18 protein-coding genes are annotated in these 17,177 nt (G+C 34.8%); 16 read left to right on the forward strand and 2 right to left on the reverse strand.

The genetic code is table 11. The features are described from left to right. Positions 1-680 precede the first annotated feature (680 nt). From ACW9JY_RS07290 to trpA, 9 genes are all read left to right on the forward strand, one after another. Positions 681-842: an Rpn family recombination-promoting nuclease/putative transposase gene (locus tag ACW9JY_RS07290; RefSeq protein WP_457283891.1), complete on the forward strand. Its 162-nt coding sequence runs from the start codon at positions 681-683 to the stop codon at positions 840-842. Between the two features lie 65 nt (positions 843-907). Then, on the forward strand, positions 908-1,150 hold the full coding sequence (locus ACW9JY_RS07295; protein WP_457283862.1) for a hypothetical protein: 243 nt from the start codon (positions 908-910) through the stop codon (positions 1,148-1,150). Between the two features lie 387 nt (positions 1,151-1,537). Further along, on the forward strand, positions 1,538-3,016 hold the full coding sequence (locus ACW9JY_RS07300) for an anthranilate synthase component I family protein (RefSeq protein WP_457283863.1): 1,479 nt from the start codon (positions 1,538-1,540) through the stop codon (positions 3,014-3,016). 1 nt (position 3,017) lies between these two features. Continuing rightward, positions 3,018-3,608, forward strand: a complete 591-nt coding sequence (locus tag ACW9JY_RS07305; protein WP_457283864.1) for an anthranilate synthase component II — start codon at positions 3,018-3,020, stop codon at positions 3,606-3,608. Beyond that, positions 3,601-4,635: an anthranilate phosphoribosyltransferase gene (gene trpD / locus ACW9JY_RS07310; protein WP_457283865.1), complete on the forward strand. Its 1,035-nt coding sequence runs from the start codon at positions 3,601-3,603 to the stop codon at positions 4,633-4,635. The genes ACW9JY_RS07305 and trpD overlap by 8 nt, the downstream gene beginning before the upstream one ends. A 253-nt stretch (positions 4,636-4,888) precedes the next feature. Continuing rightward, positions 4,889-5,650: an indole-3-glycerol phosphate synthase TrpC gene (gene trpC / locus ACW9JY_RS07315; protein ID WP_457283866.1), complete on the forward strand. Its 762-nt coding sequence runs from the start codon at positions 4,889-4,891 to the stop codon at positions 5,648-5,650. Continuing rightward, positions 5,647-6,270, forward strand: coding sequence for a phosphoribosylanthranilate isomerase (locus tag ACW9JY_RS07320; protein WP_457283867.1), 624 nt, complete (start codon positions 5,647-5,649; stop codon positions 6,268-6,270). Before trpC ends, ACW9JY_RS07320 begins: the two co-directional genes overlap by 4 nt. Before the next feature lie 211 nt (positions 6,271-6,481). After that, complete coding sequence (trpB, locus tag ACW9JY_RS07325) at positions 6,482-7,663, forward strand: tryptophan synthase subunit beta (protein WP_457283868.1); 1,182 nt, start codon at positions 6,482-6,484, stop codon at positions 7,661-7,663. Next, positions 7,660-8,436: a tryptophan synthase subunit alpha gene (gene trpA, locus ACW9JY_RS07330; protein ID WP_457283869.1), complete on the forward strand. Its 777-nt coding sequence runs from the start codon at positions 7,660-7,662 to the stop codon at positions 8,434-8,436. Before trpB ends, trpA begins: the two co-directional genes overlap by 4 nt. A 31-nt stretch (positions 8,437-8,467) precedes the next feature. On the opposite strand, the gene ACW9JY_RS07335 is transcribed toward trpA, so the two are convergent. Together ACW9JY_RS07335 and ACW9JY_RS07340 are read right to left on the reverse strand one after the other, a co-directional pair. Beyond that, positions 8,468-8,737: an acylphosphatase gene (locus ACW9JY_RS07335; protein ID WP_103076134.1), complete on the reverse strand. Its 270-nt coding sequence runs from the start codon at positions 8,735-8,737 to the stop codon at positions 8,468-8,470. Positions 8,738-8,749: 12 nt separating this feature from the next. Next, positions 8,750-9,421, reverse strand: a complete 672-nt coding sequence (locus ACW9JY_RS07340) for a zinc metallopeptidase (protein ID WP_457283870.1) — start codon at positions 9,419-9,421, stop codon at positions 8,750-8,752. Positions 9,422-9,886: 465 nt separating this feature from the next. On the opposite strand from ACW9JY_RS07340, the gene aroF reads away from it, so the two are divergent. From aroF to aroQ, 7 genes are all read left to right on the forward strand, one after another. Continuing rightward, positions 9,887-10,906: a 3-deoxy-7-phosphoheptulonate synthase gene (gene aroF / locus ACW9JY_RS07345; protein ID WP_457283871.1), complete on the forward strand. Its 1,020-nt coding sequence runs from the start codon at positions 9,887-9,889 to the stop codon at positions 10,904-10,906. A 34-nt stretch (positions 10,907-10,940) separates the two neighbouring features. Continuing rightward, a complete protein-coding gene (locus tag ACW9JY_RS07350; RefSeq protein WP_457283872.1) occupies positions 10,941-11,783 on the forward strand; it encodes a prephenate dehydrogenase in 843 nt (280 codons plus the stop codon). 136 nt (positions 11,784-11,919) lie between these two features. Continuing rightward, entirely contained in the window at positions 11,920-13,218 is a 1,299-nt protein-coding gene (gene aroA, locus ACW9JY_RS07355; RefSeq protein ID WP_457283873.1) for a 3-phosphoshikimate 1-carboxyvinyltransferase, read from the forward strand. Further along, a complete protein-coding gene (locus ACW9JY_RS07360) occupies positions 13,215-14,003 on the forward strand; it encodes a shikimate dehydrogenase family protein (protein WP_457283874.1) in 789 nt (262 codons plus the stop codon). The genes aroA and ACW9JY_RS07360 overlap by 4 nt, the downstream gene beginning before the upstream one ends. Next, positions 13,969-15,126, forward strand: a complete 1,158-nt coding sequence (aroC, locus tag ACW9JY_RS07365; RefSeq protein WP_457283875.1) for a chorismate synthase — start codon at positions 13,969-13,971, stop codon at positions 15,124-15,126. Before ACW9JY_RS07360 ends, aroC begins: the two co-directional genes overlap by 35 nt. After that, positions 15,123-16,610 (forward strand): bifunctional shikimate kinase AroK/3-dehydroquinate synthase AroB, encoded by a 1,488-nt coding sequence (gene aroB / locus ACW9JY_RS07370; RefSeq protein ID WP_457283876.1) that lies wholly within the window; start codon positions 15,123-15,125, stop codon positions 16,608-16,610. The genes aroC and aroB overlap by 4 nt, the downstream gene beginning before the upstream one ends. After that, positions 16,607-17,038 (forward strand): type II 3-dehydroquinate dehydratase, encoded by a 432-nt coding sequence (gene aroQ / locus ACW9JY_RS07375; protein ID WP_457283877.1) that lies wholly within the window; start codon positions 16,607-16,609, stop codon positions 17,036-17,038. Before aroB ends, aroQ begins: the two co-directional genes overlap by 4 nt. Positions 17,039-17,177: the final 139 nt, after the last annotated feature.

Here is a 17,177-nt window from a genome sequence, read left to right on the forward strand (position 1 = left end):
CCTTGCCTTCGACTAGTGGTTCCCGCTACCTGGCCCACAGCGGACTTTCACCGCTTAGCTACTGCGCATGCTGGGCGCACCACTCATATTATACCATCAATTGATGGTATAATATATTAAATATTGTTAAAAATATATCTTTATATTACCCTCCTCAATGACACAAACTAATATTTTTTTAACTTGTAGGTTAACGGTATGAGCTTTTTCTGAAATGTTTTTACGTAGCGCCCTATCAAATTTCATCTTAGGACTTATATTTGAACTACTTAATATATACCCCTATGAACGAACACTTCTTCTCTCCCAAGCGTTTTTCAATCAACCCTATTATACCATTACCTTTCTTATTTTAAAACACGAAACTTTAAAACCAAACTTGCCTACTTTTTCTTCCTAAAACGGGTGGGCCGCGGGGTAAAAAGGAACAGGCCCCTTTCCTTATGGTTGAAAAGTGGGGAAAGGGACCGCAGGTCCCTCTTCCACATGGGTGTGGAGCGGGGGAAGGGCGCTAACAAAGATCCTTTTCCTTATGTGTGAAAAACAGGGTTTAAGGGACCGCAGATCACTCTTCCACATGGGTGGGGAGCGGGGGAAGGGCGCTATAAAACTCATTATACGAGAGTTATATGATAAGATAACACACCTTCAAAAACATATGGTATAATTAAAAAAATTCCATATTCAAAGAATTATTTGAAGACAGAACCGTATTCTATGATTTCCTAAAAGCCTTTCTACCAAAAGAGATAACAAAACAAATAAAAGAAACAGATTTAAAACGTGAACAAACTGAACTAATAGGCAAAGACTTCTCCATAAAAAAATCAGACATACTATAAATAGGCATCGCCAATGGATCTAACAAACCGGTTACCAAGAGCTAAAAGAAATGGAGGTGCCAAAAATGTTTGACACATTAGAAGAGATAGTAAAAAGAGACAGAGAAAAAGCTAAATTGGAAGGTAAAGTAGAAGGAAAACTTGAAGGAGAAAGAGAATTAATCATAGAAATTTTCAATCAAAGGTTTGAAGAAGATTTTGATAAAAGATTAGAAGAAAAGATTAGAAAAGCAAACGAAGAAACCATAAACTCAATAAAGAAAAATATTCTAAGTATTACATTAGAAGAACTAAAAAAGTTATTGTAATAATGCTAGAAGGCAAATTCTTTATCAAGTACCTAATCAACCATTTTTATTATACAGCCCCTCCTCACTTGACAAGCTTAGAAAAATATGTTATACTAAAATTAAATTGATATTAATGGGGTAATAGCATGTTTGATCAAGAAAATCTTTTTTTAAAAACACCCAAGTTAAAAAACAATACAATAAATATAATTAATTGGTGGTGGCATCTCGGATAGGGATGCCTGTGTGAATCTGCCTAGAAAGTAATCAAAGGGCATCCCTTGAGGGATGCCCTTTTTTAATTTAGGAGGTCTTTTTCCTATTAAAAAAGGGATAAAAGGACCTCCTTTTATTTTTTTAAAAAGCACAAACTTAGTAAAAATTAAAGCTGAGAAGGAGGGGAATATGTTTACAAAAAAATCTGTAATAAATCAAACAATTTTACCAGTTATAGAAAAAATAAGCCTAGAAAATCCTGATCCGACGGTAATTTATAAAAAAATTGCTTTAAATAATCAATATTCGTTTATATTAGAAAATCTTTCGATCAACGAAAAAAAGTATTCCTTAATAGGAATCACTCCATTAAAAGTCGTGAAATTAAATTATATCGCCAAGAATAAGACGAAACTTAATTTTTTTGAAAAAGGCAAAACTTTTCTCGATGAAAGTACAGATTATATATCTTTTTTAAAGGAACAGTTAGAAAGTATTCAGTATGAAAGTATTATAAATATCCCAGATTTATTTGCAAGTTTTGTCGGATACTTCGGTTATGAGATTATTTCTATTTGGGAAGATATATACCATAATGAAATGGATAAAGATCTCAAACATGGAGATTTACCACTATCTATCTTAGTGTTTCCAAGAATCTCTTTGATATTAGATCAAAGTGAAAAAGTGGGGTATTTGGTAAATGTTGTTGATAATGGATCAGAAGAAGATATAGAAAGTCGAATTTCTTTGGCTAAACATGAAAATCATAAGATATTAAAAGATTTGGAAAAAACTTCTACTCAAAAGGAAGAAGAAAAAAACAAAGATCGAGTCAAATTGAAGATCAAACACCACACAAGTAAAGAAGAATTCATTGAAAAAGTAGAAAAAACAAAAAATTATATAAACGCTGGTGAGGCTTTTCAAATCGTCTTATCTCAAAGGTTTTCTTGCAAAATAACGCAACATCCTTTTGAAATATATGAAAATCTGAGAAAGATAAACCCTTCACCTTACATGTTTTATCTTAATTTTCCAGAAGCAACCATTATTGGCTCTTCTCCAGAAATGCTCGTAAAAGTTGAAGGGCAAAGAGTAATCACCAGGCCCCTTGCTGGTACAAGAAAGAGAGGAGAAAGTCCCCAAGCAGATGAAGCCATAGAAAAAGAACTCTTAAGTGATGAGAAAGAAAGGGCAGAACACATAATGCTGGTTGATCTTGCAAGGAACGATTTAGGCAGGGTATGTAAAGAAGGAAGTGTTAAGGTTACAAAATTTTTTGGAATTGAAAAATATTCGCATGTGATGCACATCTATTCGCAAGTTGAAGGTTTAAAAAAGGATTATTTAAACTCACTTGATGTATTAAAATCTTTGTTCCCAGCGGGGACTGTATCAGGAGCACCAAAGATTAGGGCAATTGAAATAATTGATGAATTGGAAGACGAACCAAGAGAAATCTATGCCGGTGTAGTTGGATACATTGATACAAAAGGAAATTTAGATACAAGTATCGCAATCAGGACGATGGTTTGCAAAGAAAATGAAGTAAGGATACAAGCTGGTGCTGGTATAGTGTCTTATTCCATCGGTGAAAATGAGTATTATGAAACAGTCAACAAGGCGATGGCAATGTTCAAATCTTTAGAAAAGGGGGATTGTTGAGATGATTCTTTTGATAGACAATTACGACTCATTCACCTACAACATATATCAAACAGCGTGTGAGTTCGATGATGTTTTGGTCTATAGAAACGACAAAATAACTGTAAAAGATATTGAAATGCTCAAGCCTTCTCACATAATAATTTCTCCGGGTCCAGGTGTTCCCAAAGATGCAGGAATTTCCATTGAAATGATTAAGTACTTTAAGGGGGTTGTGCCAATTCTTGGAATCTGTTTAGGCCATCAGTGTATTGCCGAGGCTTTCAATGGAAAGGTTGTCAGAGCAAAAGAGATATTCCATGGAAAGACTTCTAAGATATATATCAAAGAAAAAAAGGATATATTTCAAGGTATAGATAGCCCCTTTGAAGCTACCAGATATCATTCACTTATCGTGTCAAACGAGATGTTCCCGAAAGAATTAAAAATAACCGCCTCTACACAAGACGGAGAGATCATGGCCTTAAGGCACATTAGTTACCAAATATATGGGGTACAATTCCATCCAGAATCTATATTAACAACAGTGGGACCGAGATTAATAGAGAATTTTATAAATATTAAAGTTGAAAGGGGTGTCAGCTATGTTTAATTACTATCTTCAAAAAGTTGTAAAAGGTGAAAATTTGAGTTTGGACGAGATGGAACAGGCGATGGAAATGATTATGGAAGGTAAAGTAACTCACAGTCAACTTTCTGGTTTTTTAGTTGCTCTGCATATGAAAGGAGAAACGGTGGAAGAAATCACAGCAAGTGCAAAAGTTATGAAAGAAAAAGCAACACCAATAAGTATTGAAAGTGGCGAACTTATGGATACATGTGGAACAGGTGGAGATGCTAAGGGAACCTTCAACATTTCTACCGCTGTAGCCTTTATCTTGGCAGCAGCTGGAGTGGCTGTTGCAAAACACGGTAACAGATCTGTATCAAGTAAAAGTGGGAGTGCTGATGTTTTAGAATCTCTTGGAGTCAATATATCATTACCCCCTTCTTCAGTTGAAAAATGTTTGAAAGAGATAAATATAGCCTTTCTTTTTGCTCAAGATTTTCATAAAGCTACTAAACATGCTGCTGTACCAAGAAAAGAATTAGGAATAAGAACCATTTTTAACGTATTAGGACCCTTAACGAATCCTGCAAATGTAAAATATCAATTAATGGGTATATACGATCCAAAGTTGGTTTACCCCATAGCAGAGGTTTTGAATAACTTGGGAGTTAAAAGAGCGATGGTTGTTCATGGTTCGGAAGGCATAGATGAATTTTCTCTGTCAGGAAAGAATAAAGTGGCGTTTTTAAATGAAGGTAAGATAGAAAAGTTAGAAATATCCCCGGAAGATTTAGGGCTGAAAAAATGCAGCATACAAGAGATCCAAGGCGGAAGCGCAGAAGAAAATAGAAGAATAATATTAAACATATTTAACGGTGAAATGGGTCCCAAAAGGGATGTGGTCGTTTTGAATTCGGCAGCCGGGTTATATGTGGCAAACAAAGTCAACAGTTTAGAAGAAGGCATTAGTTATGCACAAGAGATAATTGATAGTGGAAAAGCGATGAAAAAATTGGAAGAGATGGTAGAGTTTACTAACTTTCTATCTTTACAAGCAAAAACTTCCTAAATTTCCCTAGAATAAAAGGGCAGTGAAATAAACAAAGGGGCACAAACATATATTAAACAGTAGTTCACAAAAAATCTTTTTTTTAAAGGGTCACAGGGCGGAGCCCTCCACCTCCACTGAGCTAGGGACCGCAGGTCCCTTCCATAATGGTAGACAAGTTGGGTTAAGGGACCAGCAGGTCCCTTCCTTAAAGGGCGGGCTGCGGGGCGAAGGGGCGCTAAAATAGTGAAAAATTCTGATAAAGGAGGAAAAGATGTATTTAGAAAAAATAGTAGAAACAAAAAAGGAAGAAGTAGCAAAGCTAAAAGAAAAGAAAATCTCCTTAAAAGACTCCTTCCAAAAAGGAAAATTAACTTTAATAGCGGAAATCAAAAAAGCCTCACCAAGTAAAGGAATCATTTCAACGAATTTTGACCCACAAAGGCAGTTAGAGTTATATATAAAAGGTGGCGCAGATGCTATTTCTATTCTAACTGATGAAAAATATTTTCAAGGTAGTACAAAAATTTTAAAAGAATTAAGAGCCAAAACAAATCTTCCTATTTTAAGAAAAGATTTCATAATCGATCCCATACAGATTTACCAGTCATTATTTCTGGGAGCCAACGTTATTTTACTCATAGCTTCAATACTAACAAAAAAAGAGATCTCTGATTTTCTTAAGATATCAAAAGATATAGGTTTAGAAGCCATAGTCGAAGTTCATAACCGCCAAGAATTAATAAAGGTTTTAGATACCGAAACTGAAATATTGGGAATAAATAATAGGGATTTAAATGATTTTTCTGTTAGCCTACGAAACACTGAAAAACTACTTGAAGAACTTGAAAAATTAGATAAACGTAAGGATTTTTATGTTATTTCAGAAAGTGGGATTAAAGAAAAAAGTGACATCGATTACCTTAGAAGTTTAGAAGTAGATGGGGTATTAATAGGAGAAACTCTAATGAAAGAAAACGATCCTGTTTCGAAGATTGGAGAACTATTTCCAGAAAAAAGGAGTAATTTGCAGTGATCAGGATAAAAGTTTGTGGGATCACAAACATTGAAGACGCCATTAACATATCCAAAGCTGGGGTAGATGCTTTAGGTTTCATTTTAGCCGAAAGCCCGAGAAAAGTTGAATTATCAAAGATTCTTGAAATATCTAAAGAGTTACCTCCCTTTGTAAGCAGAGTAGCTGTAGTAGTCAATCCTAATAAAGAAGAAATAGAAAAAATTGAAAGAAGTAAAGTATTTGATTACGTTCAATTTCACGGATCAGAAGATGCAAATATAATTAAAAATTGCAAGTTAAAAACAATAAAAGCTATTAAAATTGAAAATAAGAGTTCTTTGGAAGAAATATCCAAGTACAATGATTTTGTGGATTACTTCTTATTTGATACAAAAATTGGTGAAAAGATAGGTGGTACAGGGCATACTTTCAATTGGGAGATTTTAAAAGAAGCTAATATAAAAAAGCCGTTCATCTTAGCCGGTGGTTTGAGCCCAGAAAACGTAGTTGAAGCTATAAAAACAATCAAACCCAATGCTGTTGATCTAAACAGTAAAGTTGAATTGTATCCAGGTAAAAAAGATATTAGATCAATAAAAGAAACTATTGATAAGATAAAAAATTTAGAAATAAACTGATAATCTTAAAAGGGTGGGGAGCGGGGCAAAGGTCTTTAACGCACGTTTTAGAAACAAGATTTTGATTTTAAAAGGGTCACAGGGCGGAGCCGTCCACCCCCCACTGGGTTAGGGACCTCAGGTCCCTTTCTAAAGAAGGGTGGGGAGCGGGGCGAAGGGGTGCTATAACAAACTTTTAAATTGCAAAAAACAAGAAGGAGGATGAAATTTTATGAAAAAGGCTTATTTTGGTCAGTATGGAGGTAAATACGTTCCAGAAACGTTAATTCCGGCACTTGAAGAATTGGAGGAAGCTCACGAAAAATATTCAAAAGATCCTGATTTTATAGACGAATACCAAGGTTTGTTGAAAGATTACTGTGGAAGGCCTACCCCTTTATATTTTGCTGAAAGATTTACAGAATACCTTAATGGTCCAAAGATATATCTAAAAAGAGAAGATTTAAATCATACAGGAGCACACAAAATAAATAACGCGTTGGGGCAAGTATTACTTGCAAAAAAAATGAATAAAAAAAGAATAATAGCAGAGACCGGTGCAGGCCAGCATGGTGTAGCAACAGCGACCGCTGCTGCTAGATTTGGTTTGGAATGTGTAGTTTACATGGGGGCAGAAGATATTGAAAGGCAAGCCCTCAACGTATATAAAATGAAGATGTTGGGAGCAAAAGTAGTGCCTGTATACAGTGGTAGTCAAACTTTAAAGGAAGCCATAAATGAAGCTATTAGAGACTGGGTTACAAACGTTGAAAACACGCACTACGTTATAGGCTCTGTTGTAGGGCCACATCCATATCCTAAAATAGTTAGAGATTTTCAAAGGGTTATTGGTGATGAATCTAAAAATCAGATTTTAGAAAAAGAAGGAAGGCTGCCTGATTATATAGTTGCATGTGTTGGCGGAGGCAGTAACGCTATGGGTATATTTTACCCTTTTATAGAAGATAAAGATGTTGAATTGATAGGAGTGGAAGCCGCAGGGAAAGGATTAGAAACTGGGCAACATGCAGCTTCCTTGACTGCGGGGAAAATAGGTGTACTTCACGGGAGTAAATCTTACGTTTTACAAGATGAAGACGGTCAAATTCAACTTGCATATTCTATTTCTGCAGGTTTAGATTATCCGGGTGTAGGACCTGAACATAGTTATTTACACGATGAAAAAAGAGCTCAGTACGTATCCATAACAGATGAAGAAGCGTTGCAAGGTTTCGAACTTTTAACGAAATTGGAGGGAATCATCCCAGCATTTGAAAGTTCTCATGCAATCGCCTACGCTATGAAAATTGCACCCTCACTCGATAAAGATAAAATCATGATGATAAATCTTTCTGGAAGAGGAGACAAAGATGTAGATTCTTATAGAAAGCTTGGTAGGGAGGTAATAGAATGAGCAAAATAAGTGAAGCATTCAAAAATAAAAAGGCTTTAATCACCTATGTAACAGCCGGAGATCCAAGCTTAGAGGCTACAAAAGAAATTATATTAGAATTGAACAAAGATGGTGTTGATATTATAGAGGTAGGAATACCTTTTTCTGATCCTTTAGCCGATGGGCCAATAATTCAAAAAGCAAGCCAAAAAGCTTTAAAAAATGGGATTACCCTTAAAAAAATTTTTGAAGCCCTGAATGAAATCAAAGAAGATGTTACTTGCCCACTCGTTTTAATGGGTTATTACAACTCAATTCTCAATTATGGTATCGACAATTTTATAACAGACGCTGTAAATACGAGTATCTCTGGGGTAATAATTCCAGATTTGCCTTTTGACGAAGAAGAAGAATTTTACGCAAAAATAAAAGAAAACGGTATCGATCCTATTTTACTGGTTGCTCCAAATACCTCTGAAGAGCGACTAAAAGAAATATCTAAGGTATGTTCTGGATTTCTGTACTGTGTATCAATTATGGGGGTAACAGGCGATAGCCAAGCACCTATGGAGCATTTGAAAGAGTACTCACAAAGAGTGAGAAAGTATATTGACATTCCTTTAGCCATCGGTTTTGGAATAGATAGCCCGACAAAGGCTAAAAATATTATTGAGTATTTCGATGGAATAATTGTAGGTAGCGCCCTAATAAAAATAATCGATGAAAGCAGCGATGACAAAGCTAAATTGCTTAAAGAAATAAAAAGCTTTACAAAAAGTTTGAAAGTATGGTAAAAAAATAGAGGCTATTCGCCTCTATTTTGATTCAATATTCTATATGAAAACTTTCATAATTCCCTATGGGGAAATCTTCTTCTTGAATATCTTCTAATCTACTGAACCCATTTCCTTGTAGGATAATTTTTTTTAGTTTCAAAACTTTTTCTTCTTCACCTTGGGCAACCACCTCAACCGAACCGTCAGGTAAGTTTCTAACATACCCCTCAAGTTGAAGCCTTACTCCATGCACTCTTAAAAAATGTCTTAAACCAACACCTTGAACTCTTCCATACAGTATCCATCTTTTGCAAATCATAGAGGATATACCTTAATTTCTTGAACCAGCTAACGCTAGCATTCTTAAAAGTTGAGCAATCGCCATCAACGCAGCTGCCACATAGGTTAACGCTGCGGCTGATAACACCTTTTTTGCACCTGCTACTTCCTCTTTGGACATTCCCATAACGGGTAAAAGTTTCAAAGCCCTACTACTGGCATTAAACTCAACCGGCAAGGTTATAACTGAAAATAAAACCACGAAAAGAAACAAGAAAATTCCAGCATTAAGTAAAAAAGGTGTAGAAAAAATAAGTCCAATAAAGAATATAATCCACGCCATATTAGAACCAAAACCTGCCAACGGCACAGCCAGATTCCTAAGAATTAAAGGTTTATAACCCTTAGCATGTTGTATAGCATGACCTGCTTCGTGAGCTACCACACCCAAAGCAGCTATAGATGAACTGTTATAAGTGGAGTCAGAAAGTCTCAATACTTTTTGGGTAGGGTCATAATGATCACTCAAAGTACCTCTTACTCTTTCGACTTTAACATCATACAACCCAACAGAATCAAGTAATCTTCTGGCAAACATATAGCCTGGCTCTCCAATTGATGCCTTTACTCGAGAATATTTGTTGAAAGTGCTACTAACTCTTGCTTGAGCCCAGATAGCTAATATCAATGGTGGGATTAACAATAACATAGTAGTATAAAACATGATTATTCACCTCCATTTACTTTGTAAATAAGCATTTTAAAATCTACATTTCATAAAGAATTTTAGCACCTTTTCATTTAGTCTATTTTACAGAAGTGTATACTTTTATGCCTATAAATTTTGAATTATAGAGAAAAAAACACTTTTTTAGTTGACAAAAATATTTTTTCCTGATAAAATAATTTTAAAGGAAAGTTGAGGAGAGAGCAAAAATGATTACAAAGGTCTTAATCGAAAATCAAAATAAATATTATTGGTATTTTAGTAAGACACCCATTTTGGTGGCTTTGTTTTGTCGTATAAAAACTTAGTCCACAAAGATTCCAAAATGGGTGTCTACTCTTTTAGTAGACACCTATTTTTTTTTATAAATACTTTGAAAATAAATTAAGGGGGCGAAGGGGCGCTAAAACAAACTTTAGAATCTCTAAAGACAATATTTTTAAAATTTGGAGGTGAATTCGGGTGGTGATCGTAATGGAGGAAAATGCAACAGAAGAAGAAGTTAGAAATGTTATTCAAAAGGTGGAAGAAGTAGGTTTTAAAGCTCATCCTGATAAAGGAGAAAATCACACGATTGTTGGGGTAGTAGGGGAAGGTGACAGGGAATACATTTTAAACAATATCGAAACTTTCCCAGGGGTTGAAAGGGTTGTAGAGATAACTCAACCTTTCAAATTAGCTAGTAGAACATTCAAATCTAAAGACTCAATATACGACATAGGAGGGATAAAAATAGGAGGAGAAAATTTTTTAACGATTGCTGGACCTTGTGCAGTAGAAAGTAAAAAACAGGTTTTAGAAACCGCTCTATTCTTAAAAGAGAAAGGGGTTAAATTCCTAAGAGGGGGAGCTTATAAACCAAGAACCTCTCCATATTCTTTTCAAGGCTTAAAAGAGGAAGGCCTGAAGATTCTAAAAGAAGTAAGTGATGAAACTGGTCTAAAGATAGTTACAGAAGTTATGGACACCAGAGAGGTCGAGTTGGTTTCAAAATATGCCGATGTTTTACAAATAGGAACAAGAAACATGCAAAATTTTGCTCTTTTAAAAGAAGTAGGCAAGCTTAACAAGCCAGTTTTACTCAAAAGGGGTTTATCAGCTACATATAAAGAATTTTTAATGTCGGCAGAATATATCATTTCTGAAGGAAACAACCAAGTTATACTGTGTGAAAGAGGAATTAGAACATTTACTGATGAAACAAGAAATACATTGGACATCAGTGCAATACCTGTAATCAAAAGATACAGTCATTTACCTATTATTATTGATCCCAGCCACGCTAGTGGAGATTGGAGGTACGTCGCTCCTCTATCAAAAGCTGCTGTAGCCGCTGGTGCAGATGGGTTAATAATAGAAGTACATCCGGATCCTAAAAACGCTCTCTCTGATGGTAAGCAATCTCTAAATTTTGAGCAATTCAGTGAATTAATGGATCAAATAAAAGCCTTATTAGAAATAGACAATAAAATCTTGGCCTAAGACACATACTATACTGTCATTGGAGGAACGATTAATGTTATTTGACACCACGATAATTCTTGGCACTGGATTAATTGGAACTTCATTAGCCCTAGCCTTTAAAGAAACAAAAGAAGTAAGAAATATCATTGGATACGATATCGATAATAATTCTTTAAAAGAAGCTTTAAAGTTAGGAGCTATCGATGAACCTGCGAAAATATCAGATATTTCAAAAGCAGATTTAATAATTTTTGCAACGCCTGTAGAAAGTACAAAAAGTATTTTACATGATACAATTAGTCTAGTAAAAGAAAATACAGTTGTAACCGATGTGGGTAGTACGAAATATAAAATTACGCAACTCTTTGATAGTTTTAAAAACAAAAGGGTCAATTTCATAGGCGGTCATCCATTGGCAGGATCCGAAAAGTCTGGTCCATTAAACGCCAAGGCGGATTTATTCAAAGGGAAAAAATATATATTGATAAAAAGCGCAAATTGTGATCAAGTATATTTTAATAAGTTTGAAAGGTTGATCACAAAAATCGGAGCCATTCCAATAATAATAGATGCCGAAACTCACGATGAAATTCTCTCAGCAACAAGTCATCTGCCTCAGATAATTTCTTATTATCTAGTAAAAACTCTGATGAATTTAAAAGAAGATAATGAAAATTATCTAAAATTAGTCGGAACTGGTTTTAAAGACACAACAAGGTTATCAAAAAGCGATCCCCAAATGTGGATCGATATATTCAAACAAAACAAAGAGAATATACTGCGTGCCATAGAGAATTTTGAAAAAGAGTTAACTGCCTTCAAGAAGAATTTAATCGAAGATAAATACAATGAAATAAAAGATGATTTGAGCAAAATCAGTAAATTTGAGTTGTAAAGGCAAAGGGTGGGCTGCTGGTTTTGGGACCGCAGGTCCCTTCCTTAAAAGGGCGGGGAGCGGGGTGAAAGGGCGCTATTTATAAAGTTTTCAAAATTTCTAGGGGAGGCAAAAAACGAAGTACGAGGAGGTAAAGATGAAAATTGAAGTAACTCCAACAGAAAATATAAATACAGAGATCACCCTACCAGGTGATAAATCAATATCACACAGGGCACTAATCATTGGTTCCCTCGCTGAAGGTGAAACAAAAATACACAACTTTTTAAGTTCTGAAGATACCTTAAGTACGTTAAATATATTAAATTCAATAGGCGCCAATATTAAACAAATTAGCGAAGATGAGGTAATTGTAGAGGGTAAGGGAAAAGATAATTTCATTGAACCATCCAACGTTCTAAACGCAAAAAACTCTGGTACAACAACGCGCTTAATGATGGGTGTGTTATCGGCTCAAAATTTTTACAGTGTAATTACAGGAGACGACTCTTTGAGGGAAAGGCCTATGAAAAGAGTCATAGATCCACTAAGCAAAATGGGTGGACGCTTTTTTGCGAGGAAAAATGGCGAATTTGCTCCCATCACAATATTGGGGACGAAAGATATATCCCCCATTGCTTATAAAACTCCAGTTGCAAGTGCCCAAGTTAAATCTGCAATTTTGTTGGCAGCTTTGTATGCAAAAGGAGAAACTCAAGTAATAGAACCTGCCAAATCTCGTGATCATACGGAAAGAATGTTAAAATATTTTGGTGCCAATATCACTCAAAAAGATACAACCGTTGCTATCCAAGGTCTTACTAACAATCTAAAAGGTCGGGAGTTCTTTGTGCCGGGTGATATATCATCTGCATCTTTTTTCATAGTTGCTGCCCTTATAACAAAAAACTCGACATTATTAATAAAAAATGTGGGAATCAACCCTACCAGAACAGGTATATTATCCGTATTGAAGATGATGGGAGCGGATATAAAGGTAGTCAATGAAAAAACATTAAGCAATGAGCCGGTTGGAGACTTACTCGTAAAAAGTAGTTCGTTACAGGGCGTTGAAATAAAAGGTGAGATGATTCCTTTGATTATCGATGAAATCCCTATATTGGCGATAGCTGCTACCCAAGCCAAAGGAAAAACAACTATACAAGATGCAAAAGAATTACGTTACAAAGAAACAGATAGAATAAGGGCTATCACCAGCGAATTAAAAAAATTGGGCATAGATGTTTTAGAAAAAGAAGATGGTTTTGATATAATCGGAGGCCAAAGAATACGAGGGAACTGTACTTGTGAAAGTTACAACGACCATAGAATAGCAATGTCGCTTGCTATAGCCGGATTGATAGCAGATAATCCTATAGAAATTGATAATTTTGAATGTGTGAATATATCTTTCCCAGAATTTACAGAGATTTTTGAGAAGATAAGGTGTATATGATGAAAAAATTTGGATTATTAGAATACCCCCACAAAGAAAGCTTATCAAAAAAGGTTTTTAATGAATATTTTAAAAAAGCTAATATCGATGCTGTATATGAAGATATAGTCATAGTACCTGATAATTTTGACGATGAAATTAACAAATATATTGATTCTTACGATGGACTCAACGTTACTGTTCCATTCAAAGAAAAAGTGATTAAATATGTCGAACCAGTAGAAGAAGCTAAAGAAATAAATGCGGTTAACTGCATTTTCAATAATAAAGGTTACAACACAGATTGGAAAGGCTTTTATAACTCGTTAAATTCATCAATACTGAAAGAACCGATCGTCTTAGTTGGAGCGGGTGGTGCGAGTAAATCTATCATCTACGCTTTATACAAAATGGGCATAAGAAAGTTGTTTCTTGTGAATCGAACGGTTGAAAAAGCGGAAAAATTGAAAAAACTTTTCTTGTCAAAAATAGATATAAAAATGGAATCTTTTGATAGCCTACAAAGCATAATCCGTACTTCTAAAACCTTCATAAACGCCACTTCTATTGGAATGTTTGGAGAATCATTTAATTTAGAAGTTAGTGACCTTTCCAACCTATCTTTAATTTACGATATTGTTTACAATAATACCCCTCTCCAAAAGATTGCAAAAGAAAACAATATCAAATGTATAGATGGACGCACTTTTTGGTACCATCAGGCGGTAGAAAATTTGAAGATATGGCATATTCATACCCCAGAAATATTCGATGAAACTTTTAAAACTTTTGCTCGAGGTGAATAAAATGCAAGTAAAGATAGCTGGAGACTCACATGGTCCACAGATGATTGGATTAATAGAAGAAATACCAGCAGGGTTAAAAATGGATATAGAAAAAATAAACACTGATCTAAGAAGAAGACAGTTAGGGTACGGTCGTGGGAACAGGATGAAATTAGAAAAAGATGAAGTAATCATCGTTTCAGGATTATGGGAAGGAATAACCACTGGGGCTCCACTGGTTTTAATCATAAACAACAAAGCAAAAAATCCTATCAAAGAAGAAAGACATATTCCAAGACCTGGGCATGGGGATTATTCTTGTTGGTATAAATACGGATTAGATGATCTGAATATATACACGGAAAGGAACAGCGCACGCTGGACAAGTGTACTTACTGCGATAGGGAGCGTTGCCAAACAATTTCTTGAAAATTTTGGTATAACAACGACGAGTTTTGTAAAATCGATTGGAAAAGTTAGTGTCGAAGAAGAAAGGTTTGAAGAAATCCAAAAAGATTTCACTTACTATATCCAAAAAAGAAATGAATCAGAAGTTCAATGTCCTTTTGAAGATATTTCTGTAAAAATGATGGAAGAAATAAAAGAAAATGCCCTAAAAAAAGCAACCACCTTGGGAGGCAGTGTAACAACATTCGCCACAAATGTGAAACCTGGATTGGGAAGTTACGCCGATGTTTTGAACAGAGTTGATTCAAAAATAGGAAAATACTTTATGTCGATCCCTTCTGTGAAAGGGGTTTTTATAGGCAAAGAAGATGTGAGTATCCCTGGATCTGAATTCCAAGATTCTTTCAAAGTGGAAAATAGTGATATACGCAGAACGAAGAATTACGCAGGTGGAATAGAAGCAGGGATAACCAATGGAGAAAATATAATGGTCACTACATACTTCAAACCTATTTCTACACTTGCAAATCCTCTTCCTTCTGTTGATCTTAAAACCAAAGAACCAAAAGAAGCACCTTACATAAGATCTGATTCTGTTGTTATTCCTGCTGCGACGGTAATAACAGAATGTACCATTGCTATTATATTAATGGAAGAAATTATAGACGGATTTGGAAACGATAATATTGAACTCATAAAAGACAGATACTTCAAGAAATATGGTGATATTCGATGAAAATTTTCTTAGTAGGAATGATGGGGTCTGGAAAAACTACCCTTGCAAAAAAGATTTCAAAAGTGCTTTCCATATCTCATATCGACATAGATGAAGAAATCGAAAAAAACGAAAATCTTAAAATAAAAGACATCTTTGAAAGATACGGTGAAGAATACTTCAGGAAATTGGAAAGCGATATTCTCGAAAAATTAGCTGAAAATACTCAATCCATAGTTGTATCAACTGGAGGAGGAATAATCTTAAACCCTAAAAATAGAACCATATTGAAAAAAGAAAATGCCATATACCTGAGTGTCGCTCCTGAAAAGCTTAAAGATCGTGTAAGTTTAGAAAATAGGCCCCTTCTAGCAAACAACAAAGAAAATATTATAAAGATATACCAAGATCGAAAAGAATTATACGAACAATTCAAAACGGTCGATATCACAAATTTAACCGAATGGGAATCGGTTGCTAAAATCCTCTACCAATACGATATCAAAAACAACGCTGAAATAGATTCATCTTTTCAAAAAGTATCAATAAATGCGGGAAGCCTAAAGTCTCTCCCCCCAGATTCCATAGTTTTTACCAGCGAAAAGGTCAATGAACTATACGGAGAGTACCTGCCACAGAAAAAACTTGTCTTACCGAACGGGGAAAAAACAAAAGACATCTCTTTTGTAATAAGGGCTTACGAATATCTACTTGAAAATAATGTTTCTAGAGATAACTTACTTCTTGGGATTGGTGGAGGAACTATAACCGATTTTACAGGTTTTGTTGGCTCCACTTACAAAAGAGGAATGAACTTTTCATTTTACCCTACCACACTTCTTTCTCAGATCGATGCTGCAATAGGCGGAAAAAATGGAATAGATTTCAAAAAATACAAAAATGTCGTGGGAACGATAAACTTACCCAAAGAAGTGGTTATAGATCCGCTTTCCATATTATCTTTAGATGACGAAACATTCATAGAAGGTTTAATCGAAGGTTATAAAATGGCATTGATCTCAGGGAATGATTTTTATAAGTACTTTAAAGAGAATTTGCAAGAAATACTCAACAGGAATCTATATAAATTATCTTTTTTTATTAAAAGATCCGTAGAGGAAAAACTTCGTATAGTGGAACAAGATTTCAAAGATACGGGGTTGAGAAGTTGTTTGAATCTTGGACACACTTTAGGTCACGCCTTTGAAGCCACTACAGGAATCGCACATGGTTTATCGGTAGGATGGGGTTTGATCAAAGAAATAGAATTTTTCTACAAGAAAAAATATTTGAAAGAAAAAGATTATCTAGAAATTAAAGACACATTAGAAACACTTGTTCCTGAAAAAGTTAAAAACATTCAAATAGGAGAAAAAGACATATATTATTATTTATCAAATGACAAAAAAATAGGTGTAAATCAAAAAATAAAGCTGCCAATTTTAAAGTCACCGGGAAATGTCATAATAGAAGAAATCAAAATAAAAGAAGGTGAAATCTTTTGATTCTGATAATAAATGGTCCTAACTTGAATATGTTGGGGAAACGTCCTAAAGGTATCTATGGAACTGAAACCTATGGAGACTTAAAAAACCAGATAAACCATTTTGCACAAAATAATAGTATAGATGTGGAGTTTTTTCAATCAAACTCAGAAGGTCAAATCATAGATAGAATTCAAAAATTGGATTTTGAAGCTTTAATAATCAATCCAGGTGCTTATACACATTATTCTTATGCGATAAGAGATGCCTTGGAAATTGTAAATGTGCCAAAAGTGGAGGTTCATCTAACAAATATCATGGCAAGGGAAAGTTTTAGGCAAACATCTGTTACCTCTTCCTCATGCGATGGGGTCATATCTGGACTAGGATTCTATGGATATATATTAGCTTTAGAATACCTAAAAGAAAAGTTGAAAGAGCAAGCTTAATCATACAAAGCTGCAGGTTACAGGGCGGAGCCCTTTTGCCGTTTTATGCAAAAAGCTTTTTGCTGATCTGTGCAAAATGGTTTGTTTGCAATGCTTTAGAAATGTTTCCCAAAATCTCGTTTGCGTAGCAAACGATGTA

The organism is Petrotoga sp. DB-2 (assembly GCF_054051725.1).